Here is an 18,536-nt window from a genome sequence, read left to right as displayed (position 1 = left end):
TAATCGACTGATATTCTAAGCGCTTAATACTGACGATTACGTAAATGCCGTATCCGGTCCGGTCCTATCGCCTCATCCGCCAGACGCGGTCGCGGGGGTTGCAAGTCGCGATGCGGACGGGCAGCGGTCCGCCACCATGGCCGATCCCTCCACCGCCCCGCCGCCCGATCGCGAACTGATGCTCGCCGCCGCCCCGCAGACAGTGCGGGATGCGCTGCGCACGCTGTTCGACCTCGACGATCGGCTCGCGGGAATCGTCCGGACGACCCGCGAACCGATGGTCGGCCAGATGCGGCTCGTCTGGTGGCACGATGCGTTGGAGCGGCTCGACACCGCGGCGCCCCCCGCCGAACCCCTGCTCCAGGATGTCGCACGCCTGCTGCTGCCGCGGGGCGTGAGCGGCGCGGCGCTCGCGGCGATGACCGACGGGTGGGAAGAGCTGGTCGTCACCGATCCGCTCAATGATCAGGCGCTCGCGCGGCATGCCGATTCGCGCGGGGGCACGCTGTTCGCGCTGGCGGGACGATTGCTCGGCGCCGAGCCCACTGTTCTGCGGATCGCGGGGCAGGGCTGGGTCCATGCCGATCTCGCCCGCCAGCTTACCGTCGCCGCGCTGGCCGATCACGCGTCGGCGCAGGCCCGCGCCATGCTTTCGCAAGCCTTCACCGCAACATGGCCGGCGCCGGTGCGAGCCGTCGGCGTCCTTGCGTTGCTCGCATCGCTCGATCTGGAGGGTGGCACGCCGCTCGCCAAGGCGTGGCGCGTCGCGCGCTTCCGCTTCACGGGGCGATAGCGGCATTGCCTGCGCTACATCGCATGATAGCCTCCCGCCGCAATCGGGAGATCGGGCGATGTGGCGATATCTGGCGGGTGGCGGAGCGCTGGCAGCGGCGGTCGGGGCAGGGGTGCTAATCGCCGGGCATCGCGGCCAGCCCGACCTGCTACCCGCGCAACCGCTGGTCCAGCAGGCCGCCGCGCAGACCACCGCCGACGCCGAAGACGCGCCCGTTCCGGAGGCCGCGCCCGCCACGCGCGAACAGAAACGCTTCAACCGCTACGACAAGGATCGCGACGGCCGCATCACCCGCGACGAATATCTCGCCGCCCGCCGCAAGGCCTTCGCCAAGCTCGACACCAACGGCGACGGCCGGCTCAGCTTCGACGAATGGGCGATCAAGGCGACGACCAAATTCGCCGCCGCCGACAAGGACGCCTCCGGCGCGATGACCGCCGCCGAATTCGCCACCACCGCCGTCAAGCGGAAGGCACCGTCTCGCGCGAAATGTCCGCCGCCGCAGCAGGCTCCGTCGGAAGAGAGCTGAGCCACGGCTCGAACGCGGCGCGCGCGCGGTCGGTGTACATCCGCTTGCGATCCGCCTTCTTCGTGCGGCCGGGGATCGGCGGCATCAGCCCGAAATTGACGTTCATCGGCTGATACGTCTCCGCCTCCGCCCCGCCGGTGATATGCCCTAGCAGCGCGCCGAGCGCGGTCGTCACCGGCGGGGGGCTGAGCGTCTGGCCCCGCAATTCGGCCGCGGCGAAGCGCCCGGCGAGCAGGCCGATCGCCGCACTCTCGATATAGCCCTCGCACCCCGTGATCTGCCCGGCGAAGCGCAGGTTCGGCCGATTCTTCAGCCGCAGCGTCTCGTCCAGCAGTTCGGGCGATCGGATGAAGGTGTTGCGATGCAGGCCGCCCAGCCGCGCGAACTCGGCATTCTGCAAGCCCGGGATCGTCCGGAACAATCGCACCTGCTCGGCATGCTTCAGCTTGGTCTGGAAGCCCACGATGTTCCACAGCGTGCCCTGCCGATTGTCCTGGCGCAGCTGCACCACCGCATAGGGCCAGCGCCCGGTGCGCGGATTGTCGAGGCCCACCGGCTTCATCGGTCCATAGCGCAGCGTATCGATACCGCGCTCCGCCATTACCTCGATCGGCATGCAGCCGTCGAAATAGGGCGTGTCCTTTTCCCATTCCTTGAACTCGGTCTTCTCGCCCGCCAGCAGCGCGGCGTGGAAGGCCAGATACTGCTCCTTGTCCATCGGGCAGTTGATGTAATCCGCCTCGCCCTTGTCCCAGCGCGACGCCTTCCACGCGATATCCATGTCGATCGTGTCGAAGTGGACGATCGGGGCGAGCGCGTCGAAGAACGCCAGCGCCTCCGCCCCCGTTGCCCCGCCGATTTCCTGTGCCAGAGACGCCGCGGTCAGCGGCCCGGTCGCCAGGATCGCCGGCCCTTCCGGCAAGGCATCCACCCGCTCGCGCACCAAAGTGACGTTGGGATGGTTAGCCAGCGCCTGCGTCACGCCGTCCGAATAGCCGTCGCGATCCACCGCCAGCGCCGACCCCGCCGGCACGCGATGTGCATCCGCCTGCGCCATGATCAGCGACCCCAGCCGCCGCATCTCCTGATGCAACAACCCCACCGCATTCGCCTCCGCGTCGTCGGACCGGAAGCTGTTCGAGCACACGAGTTCGGCCAGGCCATCGGTCTGGTGCGCCGGCGTGCGCTCGCCGCTGCCGCGCATTTCGGACAGGCGCACGCGAAACCCCGCCTCGGCCAGCTGCCACGCCGCTTCCGATCCGGCGAGCCCGCCGCCGACGATATGGATGTCATGAGTCATGCGCCATGCCTCTAGGCCGCAGCGGGCAGTGGGGCAACGCGGGAGGGGCTCCATGCGTTGTCCCGCCATGACGACCATCTACACGATCGGCTACGAAGCGACGACCATGGCCGACTTCCTCGCCGCGCTCACCAAGGCGGGGGTCAAGCGCGTCATCGACGTCCGCGCATTGCCGCTATCGCGCCGTCCCGGCTTCTCCAAAACCTCGCTCGCCGCCAGTCTGAAAGAGGCCGGCATCGACTACGTCCATCTCAAAGCCCTCGGCACCCCCAAGCGCGGCCGCGACGCCGCCAAGAAGGGCGACGTCGCAACCCTCACCGCCGTCTACGACGACCAGCTCGCGCTCCCCGAGGCCCAGGCGGCGGCAGCCCAGATGCTCGACCTCGCCCAGGAGAAGCCCAGCGCCCTCCTCTGCTACGAACGCGAACCGACCCACTGCCACCGCACCTTGCTGCTCGACGCTGTGGGCGAGGGCGTAGAGGTGGTCGATCTCTACGCCTGAGGCTACGTCGCCTCCCGCAGCCGTTTCACCCGCCGGATGCGCGGTTCGCGGTCGATCTCCGCTTCGGCCTTGATCGACTGGCGCAGTTCGTCGCGCTTTTCGTGGATCGAGGCGATCACCGGGCCCATCGCGACGCCCAGATCGACCAACACCGCCTCCGACAATTGCAGCGAGCTTTCGAGCGTCTCGGGCACCGCGTCGGTTACCCCGGCGCGGTACAGTTCTGCGGCATGCTGCGGATCGCGGGCGCGGGCAATGATCGGCAGCTCGGGCGCCAGCGCGCGCATGCGCCGCGCCAGCCGCACCGTCAGCACCGGATCGTCCATCGTCAGGATGAGCGCGCGGGCACGGGCGAGGTCGAGCCGGTCGATCAGCTCGGCGCGCGCGACGTCGCCGAACAGCACCGGATGCCCCGCCCGCCGCGCATCGGCGACATTGTCGATGTCCGCATCGACCGCGAGATAGCGCTGGCCGTGGATCTTCAGCATGTCCGCGACCATCCGCCCGACGCGGCCGAAGCCGATCACTACCGTCCCCGGCCCCTCGCCATCGTCGATCGGCCCCGCGTCGATCGGCGCGCGATCGATCCCGCGCGACAGCCGCTGTCCGGCCTTGGCGAGCAGCGGCGTGATCGTCAGCCCGATCGCGGTCACGGTCTGCCAGAAGGCGGCGGTCGAGGGCAGGATCAGCTGCGCCTGCGCCGCGGTGGCGAGCACGATCAGCGTCGTCTCCGACGGGCTGCCCATCAGCAGCCCCGTCTCGGCGGCGATCCCGCGCCCGGTCTGGGCAACGCGCAGCAGCAGGAAGGTGACGACCGCCTTCACGCCCACCACCGCAACGACCGCCGTCAGCAGCGCCGGCCAATTGTCGAGCACCTCGCGTAGGTTCACGCTCATGCCGACCGTGATCAGGAACACGCCGAGCGCCAGCCCCTTGAACGGCGCGGTCATCACCTCGACCTCGGTGTGATATTCGGTTTCGGCGATCAGCAGCCCGGCGAGCAGCGCGCCGACGATCGGCGACAGCCCCGCCGCGGTCGTCGCGACGCTGGCGACGATGACGACCAGCAGCGATGCCGCGAGGAACAGCTCCGGGCTCTTCGTCCGCGCCGCCTGCGCGAACAGGCGCGGCAGCACCAGCCGCCCGCCCAAATACATCACGACCACCGTCGCCGCCCCGCGCAGCGCGACGCCGGCGATGCCGACCCAGCCTTCCGCGCTCGCGGTCGGTGCCATCGCGCCGAGGGCAAAGATGATCGGGACCAGCGCCAGATCCTCGAACAAGAGCATCGCGAACGCGCCGCGCCCGACCGGGCTCGTCGTGCCCACCAGCGGCAGCACGAGCGCGGTCGACGACAGCGCCAGCGCCAGGCCCAGCCCCGCCGCGCCCGCCCAATCCTGCCCCAGCAGATGCACCGCGATCGCGATCAGCACCGCCGATCCGATCAGCTCCGCTGGCCCGGTGCCGAACACCTGCGCGCGCATCGCCCATAGCCGCTTGAACGACAGCTCCAGCCCGATCGAGAACAGCAGCAGGATGATGCCGAATTCGGCGAACGGCTCGATCGAATGCGGGTTGGATATGGTGAGATAATACAGCCACGGCGCCTGTGTGGTCAGCTGCCCCAGCCCGAACGGCCCGACCAGCATCCCAACCAGAATGAAGCCGATGACGGGGCTCACCCGAAATCGCGCAAAGGCGGGAATCACAAGCCCCGCCGCCCCCAGGATCACCAGCGCGTCGCTGAACCCCGCATTATCCAGTCCGATCGCCATAAGGGCGACTGTAGGGACCGTGGGCCATTTGTCAGCCCCCGGATGGCGTTTCTACCATCCGGCAACATATCGTCATTCTGGCGCTGCGCCCCTCCCAAGAAAGCCGTCATTCCCGCGAAGGCGGGAATCCAGACTGGCTGGCCGTGAGGCTCCATCGCCAACGTCAAAGGTTATGGATTCCCGCCTTCGCGGGAATGACGGTTGGGTGAGGGCAGGAGGCCACTCCCCCTCATTAGTCATCCCGGCGAACGCCGGGATCCATGGACACGATGACGCCGGAGTCGCGCGCATCGTCGGCCGCCCGCCTCCATGGATCCCGGCGTTCGCCGGGATGACGAGGAGGCCCCCCTCACGCCGCCAGCTTGAAATCCTTGAACTGCTCCCGCAGCGCCGTCTTCAGCAGCTTGCCCGTCGCGGTGTGCGGCAGGCTGTCGACGAACACCACCGCATCCGGCAGCCACCATTTCGCCACCGCGCACTTCAGATGCTCGACGATCTCGCGCTCGCTCACCTCGCTGCCCGGCTTGCGAACCACGACCAGCAGCGGGCGTTCGTCCCATTTCGGATGCGCGATGCCGATCGCCGCCGCCTCGGCCACGCCGGGACAGCCGACCGCGGCATTTTCCAGCTCGACCGAGCTGATCCACTCACCGCCTGATTTGATCACGTCCTTCGACCGATCGGTGATCTGCATCGTGCCGTCCGGATGCAGCACCGCGACGTCGCCGGTGTCGAACCAGCCGTCTGCGTCGATCGCATCCGCTTCCGCGCCATAATAGCGTTTCACCACCCACGGCCCGCGGATGTGCAGCCGCCCGGCGCTGGCGCCGTCGCGCGGCAGATGCCGCCCCTCGTCGTCGATCACCGCCAATTCGACGCCATAGGGGATGCGCCCCTGCTTGGTCAGCACGTCGAGCTTGGCATCCTCCGACCAGTCGTCCCAGTCGGGCGGCGGCGCCGCGGCGGTCGCGACGGGCGAGGTTTCGGTCATGCCCCACAGATGCTTGACGTCGACGCCCATGCCCATCAGCCGCGCGATCATCGCGCGCGGCGCGGCGGACCCGCCGATCGTCGCCATGCGCAGATGGCGCGGGCTCTCGCCGGTCGCATCGGCATAGGCGAACATCGCCAGCCACACCGTCGGCACGCCCGACGATATCGTCACGCGCTCCTCGTTCATCAGCCCGCACAGCACCTTGGGGTCATTGACCGCGGAAAAAACCAGCTTCGTCCCCGCCATCGGCGCCGCGAACGGCGTGCCCCAGGCGGCGGCATGGAACAGCGGCACCACCGGTAGCAGCACGTCGGCCGACGACAATCCCAGCACCGCCGGCGACGACGCCAGCATCGCATGCAGCACGGTCGAGCGATGCTCGTACAGCACGCCCTTGGGGTTACCCGTCGTACCGCTGGTATAGCAGAGCATGCATGGGTCGCGCTCCGATCCGGTCGCCCAGGCATAGTCGTCGTCTTCCGAGGCGATCAGCGCGGCGAAACTGTCCGGACCGTCGCCATCCATCACCACATAATGTTCGATGGTTGGCCATTGCCCGCGCAGCCGGTCGACGATCGGCTGGAAGGCGCGATCGTAGAACAGCACCCGGTCCTCGGCATGGTTGGCGATATAGACCAGCTGATCGTCGAACAGCCGTGGGTTGATCGTATGGACCACGCCGCCCATGCCGATCGTGCCGTACCAGGCGATCAGGTGGTGCGCATGGTTCATCGCCAGCGTCGCGATCCGGTCGCCCGCGCGCATGCCCAGCCGTTCCAGCGCCCGCGCCAACCGCCGCGAGTCGCGCGCGACGCCCTGCCAGTCGGTCCGCGTCTGCCTGCCGTCCGCCCAATGCGTCACGATCTCGCGTGTGGGATGTTCGCGCGCCGCGTGATCCAGCAGCGTCGATACCCTGAGTTCGAAATCCTGCATGCCGCCCAGCATCCGTGGCTCCTCTCAGTCCGTGCACATCCGTGCGCCTCTTGCCGAAGCGGACCATACCCGAGACAGGAGCGAGGGCAAGATGGCCGATGTGACGAAGAATTGCCGGCGACGGGCGGGGTGGGGCGATGGCCACCCAACATATCCGTCACCCCGGACTTGATCCGGGGTCCCGCTAACACCGTCTGCGAAAGCGGGATGCCGGCCTTAGGCAGGGATGACGGGGCATAGCTGCGGCCAAGGCATGGCAAGTCTTACCCCGTCCGGGAAACCGTTTGGCGTCAGCCGAAAAGATCGGCGGCAACAACGCCCCCCCTAACCGAGCGCACCGCGTACCGCCCCCTCCGTCACCGCTAACGCGGCGCCACCTCCCCCCGGCGGGGGAGGACCCCGCAGACCCTAATTCCCCGACACCGTCGTCGACTGCGGTGACACGCGCCCGTTCACCGCGATCGCCGTCGCGGGCCGCGCGTTCATTCGCACCGCCGCGGCGCCGGGCAGGCCGGGGAAGCGCGGCCACATGCCCTGCGCCAGCGCGGACCGGCTCACCGACGCCTTGCGACCGCCCTGCGCCTCATACATCCAGTAATTGCGCAGCACGGTGGTCACGTAACCGCGCGTCTCCCAATAGGGGATGCTCTCGATATAGAGCAGCGGATCGCCGTTATCGTGGACGATCGCATTCCAGTCGCCCACCGGGCGCGGGCCCGCATTATAGGCGGCGATCACCTTGGGCAGCAGTCCGCCGGTCACGCCCGCCATGTCGCGCAGCCGCTCCAGATGGCGCTGGCCGATGTCCATGTTCGTCGCCGGCTTGGTCAGCGCGCTCTTGTCGACGGTATAGCCGCTCTCGCGCATATAATCGGTCGCGGCGGCCGGCATGATCTGCATCAGGCCATAGGCGCCGGCGGGGCTGACGACCTTGTTGCGAAAGCCGCTTTCCTCCAGCGTATGGGCATAGACCAGCGCCTTGTCGACGCGCCAGCCGCTGGTCGGCGTCCAGTTCGGCGTCGGATAGCGCGCCTCGGCGGCGGCGACGACGCCCTGCGGGCAGTTGTGTGCCAGCCATACGGTGGTGGCCGGCAGGCTCAACGCTTCCGCCACGCGCACCAGGCTGCCGAACTCGGACGGATCGCCGATCCGCGCCTGCTGGCGCACGACGCTGTCGGCCAGGTCGGTCTCGCCGATCTCGGTCAGCGCGGCGGCGACGCGGAGGTTGGGCCGCTTGTCGAGCCGTGCCCAGTCGGCGGCGACCACCTGCGTCTGCGGTCGGCCCTTGTCGCGGATCAACAGCGCCTGCCGCGCCAGCTGGCCGTAGAAGCTTTCGGAATATTGCGCGGCATTCTGCAGGCGCGGCTGCACCTTGTCGGGCCGTCCGCACACCATGTCCGCGCGCGACGCCCAATAGAGCGCGGCGGCGCGCAGATCGACGTCGGTCGCACGCGCGGCGACGCCTTCGAAGCCGGTGCCCGCAGCGGCGCAGTCATTCTGCCGCCACGCGGACAGCGCCCCCGTCCAGCGACCCTGCACCGCCCAGTCGCCCACGCCGTTCGCGGCCTTCGCCGCCATCGCCCGCGTGTTGAGGTCGTCGCCGGTCAGGAAATACATCCAGGCGATCTTCGCCTGCCATTCGGTCTGCGCCTCGGGCGTCAGGCCCGGGGTCGATTCGAGCAGCACCTGCGCCTCGGCGCCCTGATCGCCCTTGATATAGGGCTGCATCTTCACCGCCAACTCGGCGGCGATTTCGTCGCTGCGGGTCGTCTTGGCGCGCACGCGGCGCGGCGCGCCATCCTGCCAGATCAGCCGTTGCGCGACGGGCAGCGGCGGCAACTCGCTCGCGCCGCGTACCTTGGCCAGCCGGGCCAGATCGGCGGCCTCGGGCAGCTCGGGCGCTTCGTTGAGCAGCGCGACCAGCGGCTCCAGTTCGACCTTGGGCGATCCCTTGGCGGTATAGAGTTCGGCGCGGGCGATGGCGTGGAGCGGACCCGGCTTCATCGCGTCGAGGCCCATCTGCGCATCCTGCCAGCGGCCGTCGCGGATCGCCTGGAACACCGCGCGATATCCCTCGCGCTGCGCGCTATCCAGCTGGTCGGGAATGCGATCGTTGCGGCTGGCGGCGGTGATCCGGGCGTCGCCGCCTGCGGATGTGCCGGGCTCGGCGGCCGAAGCGGCCTGCGGCACGGTCAGCGCGACGATCGCGGCCATCCCCAGTGCCGCTAGTCCTGGCGCCAGCATACGGGTCATGCGGACAAATTCCCCATCAGCAATTGCAGGTCCTTCCAGGCCTCCGCCTTCGCCGCGGGCTTCTCGATCAGGAAGCGCGGATGAAAGCTGGCGACCACGCCTGTCTTTCCCCGTCTATGGTTAAACGCGTGTAAAGACCCGCGCGTCCCGGGCATTTCTGCCCCCAAAATCGCACGGCTCGCCGCATTGCCCATCAGCAACAGCCGTTTCGGCGCGACGAGGCCGATGTGGTGCTTGGCGATATCGGCCAGTTGCGTTTCCACCTCGCGCGGCATCCGCCCCGCCACGGGCCGCTTCGCGCAGACCGAGGCGAGATGGATCGTCTCACGCGACAGGCCGATCGCGGCGAGCATGCGGTCGAACAGCCGCCCCGTCTCGCCGCTCATCAGGATGCCGGCGGCATCGTCGTCCTTGTCGGGGCAATCGACCAGCACCATCACCGCGGCATCCGCGGGGCCGGTCGCGGCGATCGACACGCCGCGCCACGCCACTTCGGGCACGGCATCGCCGCCGCGCCATGCGATGAAGTCGGCCAGTTCGGCGGGCATCGCCGGGGCCAGCTCCACCGGCGCGGCGGGGGAGGGCGCCCGCGCGAAGACCGGCGCGACCATCGGCTGGGTCAGCCAGTCGCGCGGATCCGCCTCGACAAGCGTGTCGACGCCCGCCTCCTGCCACCAGTCGAGCGCGCTCGCGAGGCTCTCATTCCAACTGTGATGCTGATCGGCCCCCACGTTTCTCTCTTTCTGTAGGTTGACGTTTTCGTCAACTTGTCCGATCGCGGTTCAGAGACGAGACGTTGTCGGCCTGCGCCTGACCGCTATCCCCCGGCGCCGACAACCGCAACCGTATCCGGGAGTGGATGACAATGACGCAACGTGAATCGATGCCTTACGACGTGGTGATCGTCGGCGCCGGCCCGGCGGGCCTGTCGGCGGCGATCCGGTTCAAACAGGTGGCGGCCGAAAAGGGCGCGGACCTCAGCGTCTGCGTGCTCGAAAAGGGCTCGGAAGTCGGCGCGCATATCCTGTCGGGCGCCGTGATCGATCCGCGCAGCCTCGACGAACTGCTGCCCGACTGGCGCCAGGACTGCCCGCTCGCCGAAGTGCCGGTGACCGAAAACCTGCACTGGGTGCTGACGGAAAAGAAGAAGTCGATCCTGCCGCACGCGCTGACACCGCCCTTCCTGCACAACAAGGGCACCTATACCGGCAGCCTCGGCAACCTGTGCCGCTGGCTCGCGGGCAAGGCCGAGGAACTCGGCGTCGAAATCTTCCCCGGCTTCGCCGCCGCTGAAATCCTGTTCGACGATCAGGGCCGGGTGATGGGCGTCGCGACCGGCGACATGGGCGTCGCGCGCGACGGCACGCACAAGCCCGATTATCAGCCCGGCCTCGAACTCCACGCAAAATATACCTTCTTTGCGGAGGGTTGTCGCGGACACCTCACAAAGGAAGTGATCCGCACCTTCGACCTCGCGAAGGACAGCGACCCGCAGGTCTATGGCCTGGGCGTCAAGGAATTGTGGGACATCGATCCTGAGCTGCATCAGCCCGGCCGCGTCATTCACACGCAGGGCTGGCCCCTGGGCGACGACGCCAATGGCGGTGGCTGGCTGTACCATCAGGCGAACGGCCAGGTCAGCCTCGGGTTCGTCACCTGGCTCAACTATTCCAACCCCTACATCTCGCCGTTCCAGGAGATGCAGAAGTGGAAGACCCACCCCGAGATCGCCGCGATCCTGAAGGGCGCCAAGCGCGTCAGCTATGGCGCGCGCGCGATCAGCGACGGCGGGCTCCAGTCGATCCCGAAGCTCGTCTTCCCGGGCGGCGCGCTGATCGGCGACAGCGCCGGCTTCCTCAACGTGCCGCGCATCAAGGGCACGCACACCGCCATGAAGAGCGGCATGATGGCCGCCGAAGCCGCGGCCGACGCGATCCTGTCGCAGCGCCAGCATGACGAACTGGCCGCTTACCCCGAAGCGTTCGAGCACAGCTGGGTGAAGAAGGAGCTGTCGATCGTCCGCAACGTTGTGCCCTTGGTCAAGAAGTTCGGCGATTTCCTGGGGTCGGGCCTCGCCGGCATCACGATGTGGCTCGAACATTTCGGCCTCAAGATGCCCTTCACGATGAAGCACCACCCGGATCACGAAACGCTGTGGCGCAAGGATCTGGTGAAGGCTCCGGTCTATCCGAAGCCCGATGGCGTCCTGACCTTCGACCGCCTGTCGTCGGTGTTCCTGTCGAACACCAACCACGAGGAGGACCAGCCTGTCCACCTGACGCTGAAGGACCCCAACGTCCCCGTCGAATACGATCTGCCGCTCTACGACGAGCCCGCGCAACGCTATTGCCCGGCCGGCGTTTACGAGATCGTCGGGCAGGAGACGGGCGATCCCAAGTTCGTCATCAACGCGCAGAATTGCGTCCACTGCAAGACGTGCGACATCAAGGACCCCACGCAGAACATCAACTGGGTGGTGCCGGAGGGCGGTGGAGGCCCCAATTATCCCAATATGTAAGCGTCTGTTCCTTGCATCGGTTCTGAGCGTCGCGGTCGCCGCGCCAGCTCAGGCCGATGCGGCACGCCGTGCCGATCCGGTCGCGGACTATATGCAGGCCCGCGTCGCCGATGCTGACGGTGATGTGGCGACGGCGATCGCCGGCTACGCCCGTGCGCTCGCCGCCCGGCCCACCGATACGACGGTGGCGCTGAGGGCGTATCGCGAAGCGCTCGCGGCCGGCGATATCCCGCTCGCCACCCGCGCCGCCGCGGTGCTGCGCGACCAGCCCGGCGCGCCTGCCGACCTCGCGCTGCTCCCCCTCGCGCTCGCCGCCGCGCGCAACGACGCGGCAGGCGCCGAGGCCGCGACACAGGCGCTCGCCCGCACGCCGCTGTCGGTGATGGTCCCGGCACTCAGAGCGTGGATCGCCTACAGCCGCGGCGGAAATCCGAGCGCCCCGATCGTCGCCGCCAATGTCGGCAGCACGCCCGTCGCCCAGCGCCTCGCGGCCGAGACTGCGGCCTTGCTCCAAATCGCGATGGGCGACGTGCAGGGCGGCCTGCGCGGGGTGCAGGCGCTCCGCGAAACCGGCTCCCCCGTCGATCTGCGCCTGTCCGCCGCGCAATTGCTGTTCGGCACCGGCCATGCCGACGAGGCGCGCGCGCTGCTCGCCGGTGACGACCCCGCACTCGCCGCCCTCCGCCAGGGTTCCCCCGCCAAGCCGACGCTCGCTTATGGCGTCTCGCGCCTGCTCGCCCGCGTCGCCGGCGACCTCGTCGATCAGGACGTCGCGCCGCTGTCGATCGCGCTCACCCGCACCGCGCTCATCGCCTCGCCCGCCAACGATCGCGCCCGCCTGCTGCTCGCCCAGGCGCTCGCGGGGGAGGATGCGACCGATCAGGCGCTCGTCACGCTCGACGCCGTGCCCGCGTCCAGCCCCTTTGCCTCCACCGCCGTTGCCGCGCGCATATCGATCCTCGCCCGCGCCGATCGCACCGCCGACGCCCTCGCACTCGCCCGCCGCGACGCCGAGCGCGCCGACGCCGGCCCCGCCGCCTGGCAGCTCTACGCCGATCAGCTCAGCACCGCCGGCAACAACGCCGAAGCCGCCCGCTGGTATCGCCGCATCGCCGAGGCGCAGCCCGCCGCGTGGAACGCCTGGCTGCAATATGGCGGCGCGCTGGAGCAGGCGGGCGATTGGCCCGCCGCCCGCGCCGCGTTGCAAAAGGCGGTTGCGCTCGCCCCTGCCGAGCCGCTCGCGCTCAATTACCTCGGCTACGCGCAGGCCGAACGCCGCGTCGACGTGCCTGCCTCGATCGCGATGCTGCAACGCGCGCACGCCGCCAAGCCCGACGATGCCTCGATCGCCGATTCGCTTGGCTGGGCGCTGTTCGTCAACGGCGACACCGCGCGCGCGCTGCCGCTGATCGAGCGCGCCGCCGAGGCGGAGCCGACGAATGCCGAAATCGCCGAACATCTCGGCGACGTCTATTGGGCGCTGGGCCGCCGCTACGAAGCCCGCTACGCGTGGCGCGCCGCGGCGTTGACCGCTCCGGCCCAGGACGCCGCGGCGCTCGCCACCCGGATTGCACAAGGCCCGCCCGCCCGATGATCGTCGAAGCCGCCCCCGCCAAGATCAACCTCGCGCTCCACGTCCGCCATCGCCGGCCGGACGGCTATCACGCGCTCGAAACGCTGTTCGCCTTCGCAGCCGATGGCGACACGGTGACCGTCGTACCCGCCGACACCGACAGTTTCGCCATCACCGGCCCGTTCGCCGCGGCACTCGAGACGGCATCCGGCCCGAACCTCGTGCAAAAAGCCGCCGACGCCTTCCGCGAGACGTTCGGCATCGCCGGGCATCACGCGATCACGCTCGACAAGCATCTCCCCATCGCCTCAGGGATGGGCGGCGGATCGGCCGACGCCGCCGCGACGCTGCGCGCGCTCGCCCGCCTGCATGGCGTCGCCTCGCAGGACCCGCGCCTCTTCGTCCTCGCCGAAACGCTCGGCGCCGACGTGCCCGCCTGCCTCGATGGCCGCACCACCCTGGGCACGGGCAAGGGCGACGCGCTGATCCCCATCGCTGGCCTCGCCGGCATGCCGCTGCTTCTGGTTAACCCCGGCGTCGCGGTCAGCACCGCCGCGGTCTTCGCCCGCTGGGACGGCACCGACCGCGGCGGCATTGCAGGGGAGGGCGACCTTCTCACCCGCGCCACCGCCGGCCGCAACGACCTGCAACCCGCCGCGCTCGCACTCGCCCCCGTCATCGCCGACGTCCTGTCGCTTCTCGAAGGGGCAACCGGCGTCCATCTGGCCCGCATGTCCGGCAGCGGCGCCACCTGCTTCGCCTTGTTCGCGGACGACACGACCCGTGACGCCGCCCGCGACGCGGCGGCAGCCAAAGGCTGGTGGACCCTCGCCACGACCCTTACCTAAAAGGGCTATCCCTCCCGCTCTCCAACCGTCATCCCAGTGCAGGCTGGGATCTTATATTTATAGCGCGCCACCAGCGCCGAGAAAGACGCAAGCCTCCGCTGGGGTGACGCCAAAGGCTGCGAAAAGCCGCCGCTGCCACAAGCGCAACCCCTCCGCGTCCTCCGCGCCTCCGCGCGCAAAACCTCTTCGCGTCTTCGCGTCTTCGCGCGAACCATATCCACCAACCCCATGGCCCAAAACCAAAGTTCCCCTCTTGTTCTCATGGAACAAACATCGTACATACAGAACAGACGCGTTGCTCATGCCGCGCGCTTGCTCTAGCGAGGAACCCTCCCGATGGCCGCCAATCTGAAAGTGATCGACACCGGCATGGCAACCGCAAACGCAGACCGTCAAAAGGCGCTCGACGCCGCCCTCGCGCAGATCGATCGCGCCTTCGGCAAGGGCAGCGCGATGAAGCTCGGCCAGAAGGAAACGATGCAGGTCGAGGCGATCTCGACCGGCAGCCTCGGCCTCGACATTGCGCTCGGCGTCGGTGGCCTGCCGCGCGGCCGCGTGATCGAAGTCTATGGCCCTGAATCGTCGGGCAAGACGACGCTTGCGCTGCATGTCATCGCCGAAGCGCAGAAGAACGGCGGCACCGCCGCCTTCGTCGACGCCGAACACGCGCTCGATCCCGTCTATGCCAAGAAGCTGGGCGTCAACATCGACGAACTGATCGTGTCGCAGCCCGACACCGGCGAACAGGCGCTCGAAATCACCGACACGCTCGTCCGCTCGAACGCGATCGACGTGCTCGTGGTCGATTCGGTCGCCGCGCTCGTCCCCCGCGCCGAAATCGAGGGCGAGATGGGCGACAGCCACGTCGGCCTGCAGGCGCGCCTGATGTCGCAGTCGCTGCGCAAGCTCACCGGCTCGATCAGCCGCTCGCGCTGCATGGTGATCTTCATCAACCAGCTGCGCATGAAGATCGGCGTGATGTACGGCAATCCGGAAACGACGACGGGCGGCAACGCGCTGAAGTTCTACGCCTCCGTCCGCCTCGACATCCGCCGCACGGGCGCGATCAAGGACCGCGAGGAAGTTACCGGCAACACCACGCGCGTGAAGGTGGTGAAGAACAAGGTCGCCCCGCCGTTCAAGCAGGTCGAATTCGACATCATGTACGGCGAGGGCATTTCGAAGATCGGTGAGATCCTCGATCTCGGCGTGAAGGCGGGCCTCGTCGAAAAGTCGGGCAGCTGGTTCTCCTACGATTCGGTACGGATCGGGCAGGGGCGTGAGAACGCCAAGAACTACCTGCGCGAGAATCCCGAAATGGCCGACCGCCTCGAAAAGGCGATCCGTCAGCGCACCGAAAAGGTCGCCGAGGAAATGATGGCCGGCCCGGAAGCCGACGACGATCTGTGATCGCCGCGCCATCCGATCGGATGCTACGAGAGGGGCTCGCCGGCAACGGCGGGCCCCTTTCGCATGGGGGCGCTTCGGACGATGACGTATCCTCCACTTCGTCCACTTCCACGCTCGTTTTGGCGGAAATGGGTTGGGTGGGTAGAAGGACGACGGCGATAACAATCATGGCATCACCCTCACCCTTCCGGCGCTTCGCGCCTCCCTCCCTCTCCCATTGGGAGAGGGAAGGGGCCCGCCCGGCGCAGCCGGGTGGGAAGGGTGAGGGCGACGCGTCACTGAGCTAGAGCCAACCCATCGAAACCGGACCCACCCCATGACCACCGCCACAGACTGGACCGGCCGCGTCGGCCGCACCTGGGCCGCCGAATGGCAGCGCACCGACCGTTCCTTCGCCAATTTGTCCCCGCATCTCGACGCCGCGATCCGCAGCGCCGCCCCCGCCGGCCCCTTCCACGCGATCGACATCGGCTGCGGCGCCGGCGCCACCAGCCTCGCGCTCGCCGACGCCCGCCCCGACGCCACCGTCACCGGCCTGGACCTGTCCGCCGACCTGATCCGGACGGCGCGCACCCGCGCCGGCGACCGCGGCACCGTCGCCTTCCATCATGGCGACGCCATTGCGATGACCCCGCAACTCCCACCCGCCGACCTCATCGTCTCGCGCCACGGCGTCATGTTCTTCGCCGATCCCGTTGCCGCCTTCGCCACGCTCCGCACCGCGGCCAACCCCGGCGCCCGCCTCGTCTTCTCCTGCTTCCGCGACCGCAGTGACAATGTCTGGGCGTCCGATCTGATCGAGCAGGTCACCGGCACCCGCCCACAATCCGCCGCCGGTTACGCCCCTGGACCCTTCGGGTTCGCCGACCGGACCGCCACGGCCGCGATCCTCACCCAGGCGGGCTGGAGCGTCGACAGCGCCACCCGCATCGACTTCGCATATGTCGCCGGGGCCGGCCCCGATCCGGTCGCCGATGCCGCCGATTTCTTCCACCACATCGGCCCGCTCGCCTCGGCGCTCAAGGACGCCGCCGATCCATCGCTCGACGATCGGCTCAAATCGGCATTGCAGCGTTATACAGCCGACGGCATCGTCGCGCTCCCGGCCTCCGCCTGGATCTGGCGCGCGACCGCAACAGGGGAACAGCCATGATCATCGTTCACCATCTCGAAAACAGCCGGTCGCAGCGCGTGCTGTGGATGCTCGAGGAACTGGGCCTGCCCTATCAGGTCAAGCGCTACGAGCGGAACAAGACGACGATGCTGGCGCCGCCCGAGCTGAAGCAGGTCCACCCCTTGGGCAAGTCGCCGGTCATCGAGGATACGGACGGCGGCAACGTCATCGCCGAAACCGGTGCGATCGTCGAATATCTGGTCGAGAAGGCCGACGGCCGCCTCGGAGCGCCCGCGCATCGCGACTCGGCGCTCCGCTACCGCTTCTGGCTGCATTATGCCGAAGGCTCGCTGATGCCGCCACTGCTGCTGAAGCTCGTCCTCAGCAAGGTGCCGCTGATGGGCAAGCCCGCGATGAAGCGCATCCAGCCGATGATCGACGTCCACCTCGACTATGTCGAATCGGAGCTGAAGCAGCGCCCCTGGTTCGCCGGCGACGCGATGACCGCCGCCGACATCATGATGAGCTTCCCACTGGAGGCGGCGCGCAGCCGCGCCGGCCTCGATACCGCTCGCCCGGCGACGATCGCCTGGCTGGAAAAGGTGCATGCCCGCCCGGCCTACCAGGCCGCGCTGGCGCAGGGCGGGCCCTACGCCTACGCCTGATCCTGGCGTTTAGTGCCTGAAGCTGGTGGCCGGCGGCAACGCCGGCCCCTCCGCCACCGCCGGGTCGATCTCGGCCGGCTCGCGAGGGTCGAAGCCGCCCTCCCACTTGGCGACCACCGATGCCGCCACCGCATTGCCGATTACGTTGGTCGCGGTGCGGCCCATGTCGAGGAAATGGTCGATGGCCAGGATCAGCAGCAGCCCCGCCTCCGGAATGTCGAACACCGGCAGCACCGCGGCGATCACCACCAGGCTGGCCCGCGGCACGCCCGCAATGCCCTTGGACGAGATCATCAGGAACAGCAGCATCGCTACCTGCGTCCCCAGCGGCATGTCGATGCCATAGGCCTGGGCGATGAACAGCGACGCGAACGTCATGTAGATCATCGACCCGTCGAGGTTGAACGAATAGCCCAAGGGGAGAACGAAACTCGCGATCCGCGGCGGCACCCCGAACTTGTCGAGCGCCTCCAGCATCCGCGGATAGGCCGCTTCCGACGAGGCGGTGGTGAAGGCGACCAGCAGCGGCTCGCGAACGTAGCGGATCAGATCCTTGATCCGCGGCCCGATGACGAGGAACCCGACGCCGAGCAGCACCGCCCACAGGCACAGGAGCGCGAAATAGAAACTGCCCATGAAGAAGGCGAGCTGCCCGATCACCCCGGCACCGCGCTCGGCGAGCGTCGCGGTCACGGCGCAGAACACCGCCACCGGCGCGACGCGCATCACATAGTCGGTGATCCGCAGCATGACGGCGACGAGGCCGTCGACCGCCCGCACCAGCGGCGCACCCCGCTCGCCGACCGCGGTCAGCGCGACCCCGACGAAGATCGAAAAGACGACGATCTGCAGGATCTCGTTGGTCGCCATCGCCTCGATCATCGATGCGGGGACGATATGCGTGATGAACTTGTCGAGGCTGAATGCCGCGGTCGCGACACCCGCATCGGTGCCGGCCGGCGGCAGCGCCAGGTTGATGCCGACGCCCGGATGGATCGCATTGACCAGCACCAGGCCGAGGCCGAGCGACACCAGGCTCGCGCCGATGAACCAGCCGATCGCCTTCGCCCCGACGCGCCCCAGCGCCGCGGTATCGCCCATCTGCGCAATGCCGCTGACCAAAGTCGCGAAGACGAGCGGCGCGATGATCATCTTGATCAGCCGCAGGAACACCGTCGTGCCGATCGTGAAATAGCCGGCGATCGCCTTCAGCCGCGCCGCGGCCTCCGGCGTGCCGTCGTCCAGCCAGCCGTTCAGAACCAGGCCGGTAACGATGCCGAGCAACAGGCCGATAACAATAAACACAGTCAGCCGCTTGGCCATTCATTC

General features: G+C 68.5%; 15 protein-coding genes. 9 read left to right on the top strand and 6 right to left on the bottom strand.

All coding sequences use genetic code 11. From position 1 onward, the window contains the following. Positions 1-136: 136 nt before the first annotated feature. Together ACP690_RS12325 and ACP690_RS12320 are read left to right on the top strand one after the other, a co-directional pair. Positions 137-793, top strand: coding sequence for a squalene/phytoene synthase family protein (locus tag ACP690_RS12325; RefSeq protein ID WP_426261277.1), 657 nt, complete (start codon positions 137-139; stop codon positions 791-793). Positions 794-851: 58 nt separating this feature from the next. Further along, positions 852-1,322: an EF-hand domain-containing protein gene (locus tag ACP690_RS12320; RefSeq protein ID WP_426261278.1), complete on the top strand. Its 471-nt coding sequence runs from the start codon at positions 852-854 to the stop codon at positions 1,320-1,322. Here ACP690_RS12320 and trmFO read toward each other — a convergent pair. Next, positions 1,255-2,622, bottom strand: coding sequence for a methylenetetrahydrofolate--tRNA-(uracil(54)-C(5))-methyltransferase (FADH(2)-oxidizing) TrmFO (gene trmFO, locus ACP690_RS12315; RefSeq protein ID WP_426261279.1), 1,368 nt, complete (start codon positions 2,620-2,622; stop codon positions 1,255-1,257). The two genes, ACP690_RS12320 and trmFO, sit on opposite strands and share 68 nt — an antisense overlap. Positions 2,623-2,689: 67 nt before the next feature. On the opposite strand from trmFO, the gene ACP690_RS12310 reads away from it, so the two are divergent. Beyond that, the gene (locus ACP690_RS12310; RefSeq protein ID WP_426261326.1) at positions 2,690-3,124 is read left to right on the top strand and encodes a DUF488 family protein; all 435 of its coding nucleotides are present in this window, start codon (positions 2,690-2,692) and stop codon (positions 3,122-3,124) included. A gap of 2 nt (positions 3,125-3,126) precedes the next feature. Here the strand turns inward: ACP690_RS12310 and ACP690_RS12305 are convergent, their stop codons facing one another. From ACP690_RS12305 to ACP690_RS12290, 4 genes are all read right to left on the bottom strand, one after another. Next, positions 3,127-4,899 (bottom strand): cation:proton antiporter, encoded by a 1,773-nt coding sequence (locus ACP690_RS12305; RefSeq protein WP_294213025.1) that lies wholly within the window; start codon positions 4,897-4,899, stop codon positions 3,127-3,129. Between the two features lie 349 nt (positions 4,900-5,248). Next, positions 5,249-6,838 carry a long-chain fatty acid--CoA ligase gene (locus tag ACP690_RS12300; protein ID WP_426261280.1) on the bottom strand — a complete coding sequence of 530 codons (1,590 nt, stop codon included), beginning with the start codon at positions 6,836-6,838 and terminating at the stop codon, positions 5,249-5,251. Positions 6,839-7,234: 396 nt separating this feature from the next. Further along, the gene (locus tag ACP690_RS12295) at positions 7,235-9,040 is read right to left on the bottom strand and encodes a lytic transglycosylase domain-containing protein (protein ID WP_408022252.1); all 1,806 of its coding nucleotides are present in this window, start codon (positions 9,038-9,040) and stop codon (positions 7,235-7,237) included. 35 nt (positions 9,041-9,075) lie between these two features. Beyond that, positions 9,076-9,810, bottom strand: a complete 735-nt coding sequence (locus tag ACP690_RS12290) for a uracil-DNA glycosylase (protein ID WP_017978893.1) — start codon at positions 9,808-9,810, stop codon at positions 9,076-9,078. Positions 9,811-9,944: 134 nt separating this feature from the next. On the opposite strand from ACP690_RS12290, the gene ACP690_RS12285 reads away from it, so the two are divergent. From ACP690_RS12285 to ACP690_RS12260, 6 genes are all read left to right on the top strand, one after another. Continuing rightward, on the top strand, positions 9,945-11,597 hold the full coding sequence (locus tag ACP690_RS12285) for an electron transfer flavoprotein-ubiquinone oxidoreductase (RefSeq protein ID WP_017978892.1): 1,653 nt from the start codon (positions 9,945-9,947) through the stop codon (positions 11,595-11,597). Beyond that, entirely contained in the window at positions 11,569-13,191 is a 1,623-nt protein-coding gene (locus ACP690_RS12280) for a tetratricopeptide repeat protein (protein ID WP_426261281.1), read from the top strand. The genes ACP690_RS12285 and ACP690_RS12280 overlap by 29 nt, the downstream gene beginning before the upstream one ends. Beyond that, positions 13,188-14,018, top strand: coding sequence for a 4-(cytidine 5'-diphospho)-2-C-methyl-D-erythritol kinase (locus tag ACP690_RS12275; protein WP_426261282.1), 831 nt, complete (start codon positions 13,188-13,190; stop codon positions 14,016-14,018). Before ACP690_RS12280 ends, ACP690_RS12275 begins: the two co-directional genes overlap by 4 nt. A 336-nt stretch (positions 14,019-14,354) precedes the next feature. Then, entirely contained in the window at positions 14,355-15,428 is a 1,074-nt protein-coding gene (gene recA, locus ACP690_RS12270) for a recombinase RecA (RefSeq protein ID WP_017978889.1), read from the top strand. Between the two features lie 316 nt (positions 15,429-15,744). Next, a complete protein-coding gene (locus ACP690_RS12265; protein WP_426261283.1) occupies positions 15,745-16,581 on the top strand; it encodes a class I SAM-dependent methyltransferase in 837 nt (278 codons plus the stop codon). Then, positions 16,578-17,207, top strand: coding sequence for a glutathione S-transferase family protein (locus tag ACP690_RS12260; protein WP_426261284.1), 630 nt, complete (start codon positions 16,578-16,580; stop codon positions 17,205-17,207). Before ACP690_RS12265 ends, ACP690_RS12260 begins: the two co-directional genes overlap by 4 nt. Positions 17,208-17,216: 9 nt before the next feature. On the opposite strand, the gene ACP690_RS12255 is transcribed toward ACP690_RS12260, so the two are convergent. Continuing rightward, the gene (locus ACP690_RS12255; RefSeq protein ID WP_294314264.1) at positions 17,217-18,530 is read right to left on the bottom strand and encodes a dicarboxylate/amino acid:cation symporter; all 1,314 of its coding nucleotides are present in this window, start codon (positions 18,528-18,530) and stop codon (positions 17,217-17,219) included. Positions 18,531-18,536 lie beyond the last annotated feature (6 nt).

The sequence above is a fragment of the Sphingomonas sp. DC4900 genome (genome assembly GCF_049896485.1).
In the GTDB taxonomy this organism is placed as follows: domain Bacteria; phylum Pseudomonadota; class Alphaproteobacteria; order Sphingomonadales; family Sphingomonadaceae; genus Sphingomonas; species Sphingomonas aquatilis.
The sequence above is the reverse complement of the archived record's forward strand: the minus strand, read 5'-3'. Positions and strand labels throughout refer to the sequence as shown.

What these genes read in the sequence shown, in the direction of transcription:
- ACP690_RS12325 (WP_426261277.1), top strand. Translation starts at nt 137, where the DNA reads ATGGCCGATCCCTCCACCGCCCCGCCGCCCGATCGCGAACTGATGCTC.
- ACP690_RS12320 (WP_426261278.1), top strand. Translation starts at nt 852, where the DNA reads ATGTGGCGATATCTGGCGGGTGGCGGAGCGCTGGCAGCGGCGGTCGGG.
- trmFO (WP_426261279.1), bottom strand. Translation starts at nt 2,622, where the DNA reads ATGACTCATGACATCCATATCGTCGGCGGCGGGCTCGCCGGATCGGAA.
- ACP690_RS12310 (WP_426261326.1), top strand. Translation starts at nt 2,690, where the DNA reads ATGACGACCATCTACACGATCGGCTACGAAGCGACGACCATGGCCGAC.
- ACP690_RS12305 (WP_294213025.1), bottom strand. Translation starts at nt 4,899, where the DNA reads ATGGCGATCGGACTGGATAATGCGGGGTTCAGCGACGCGCTGGTGATC.
- ACP690_RS12300 (WP_426261280.1), bottom strand. Translation starts at nt 6,838, where the DNA reads ATGCTGGGCGGCATGCAGGATTTCGAACTCAGGGTATCGACGCTGCTG.
- ACP690_RS12295 (WP_408022252.1), bottom strand. Translation starts at nt 9,040, where the DNA reads ATGGCCGCGATCGTCGCGCTGACCGTGCCGCAGGCCGCTTCGGCCGCC.
- ACP690_RS12285 (WP_017978892.1), top strand. Translation starts at nt 9,945, where the DNA reads ATGACGCAACGTGAATCGATGCCTTACGACGTGGTGATCGTCGGCGCC.
- ACP690_RS12275 (WP_426261282.1), top strand. Translation starts at nt 13,188, where the DNA reads ATGATCGTCGAAGCCGCCCCCGCCAAGATCAACCTCGCGCTCCACGTC.
- recA (WP_017978889.1), top strand. Translation starts at nt 14,355, where the DNA reads ATGGCCGCCAATCTGAAAGTGATCGACACCGGCATGGCAACCGCAAAC.
- ACP690_RS12265 (WP_426261283.1), top strand. Translation starts at nt 15,745, where the DNA reads ATGACCACCGCCACAGACTGGACCGGCCGCGTCGGCCGCACCTGGGCC.
- ACP690_RS12260 (WP_426261284.1), top strand. Translation starts at nt 16,578, where the DNA reads ATGATCATCGTTCACCATCTCGAAAACAGCCGGTCGCAGCGCGTGCTG.
- ACP690_RS12255 (WP_294314264.1), bottom strand. Translation starts at nt 18,530, where the DNA reads ATGGCCAAGCGGCTGACTGTGTTTATTGTTATCGGCCTGTTGCTCGGC.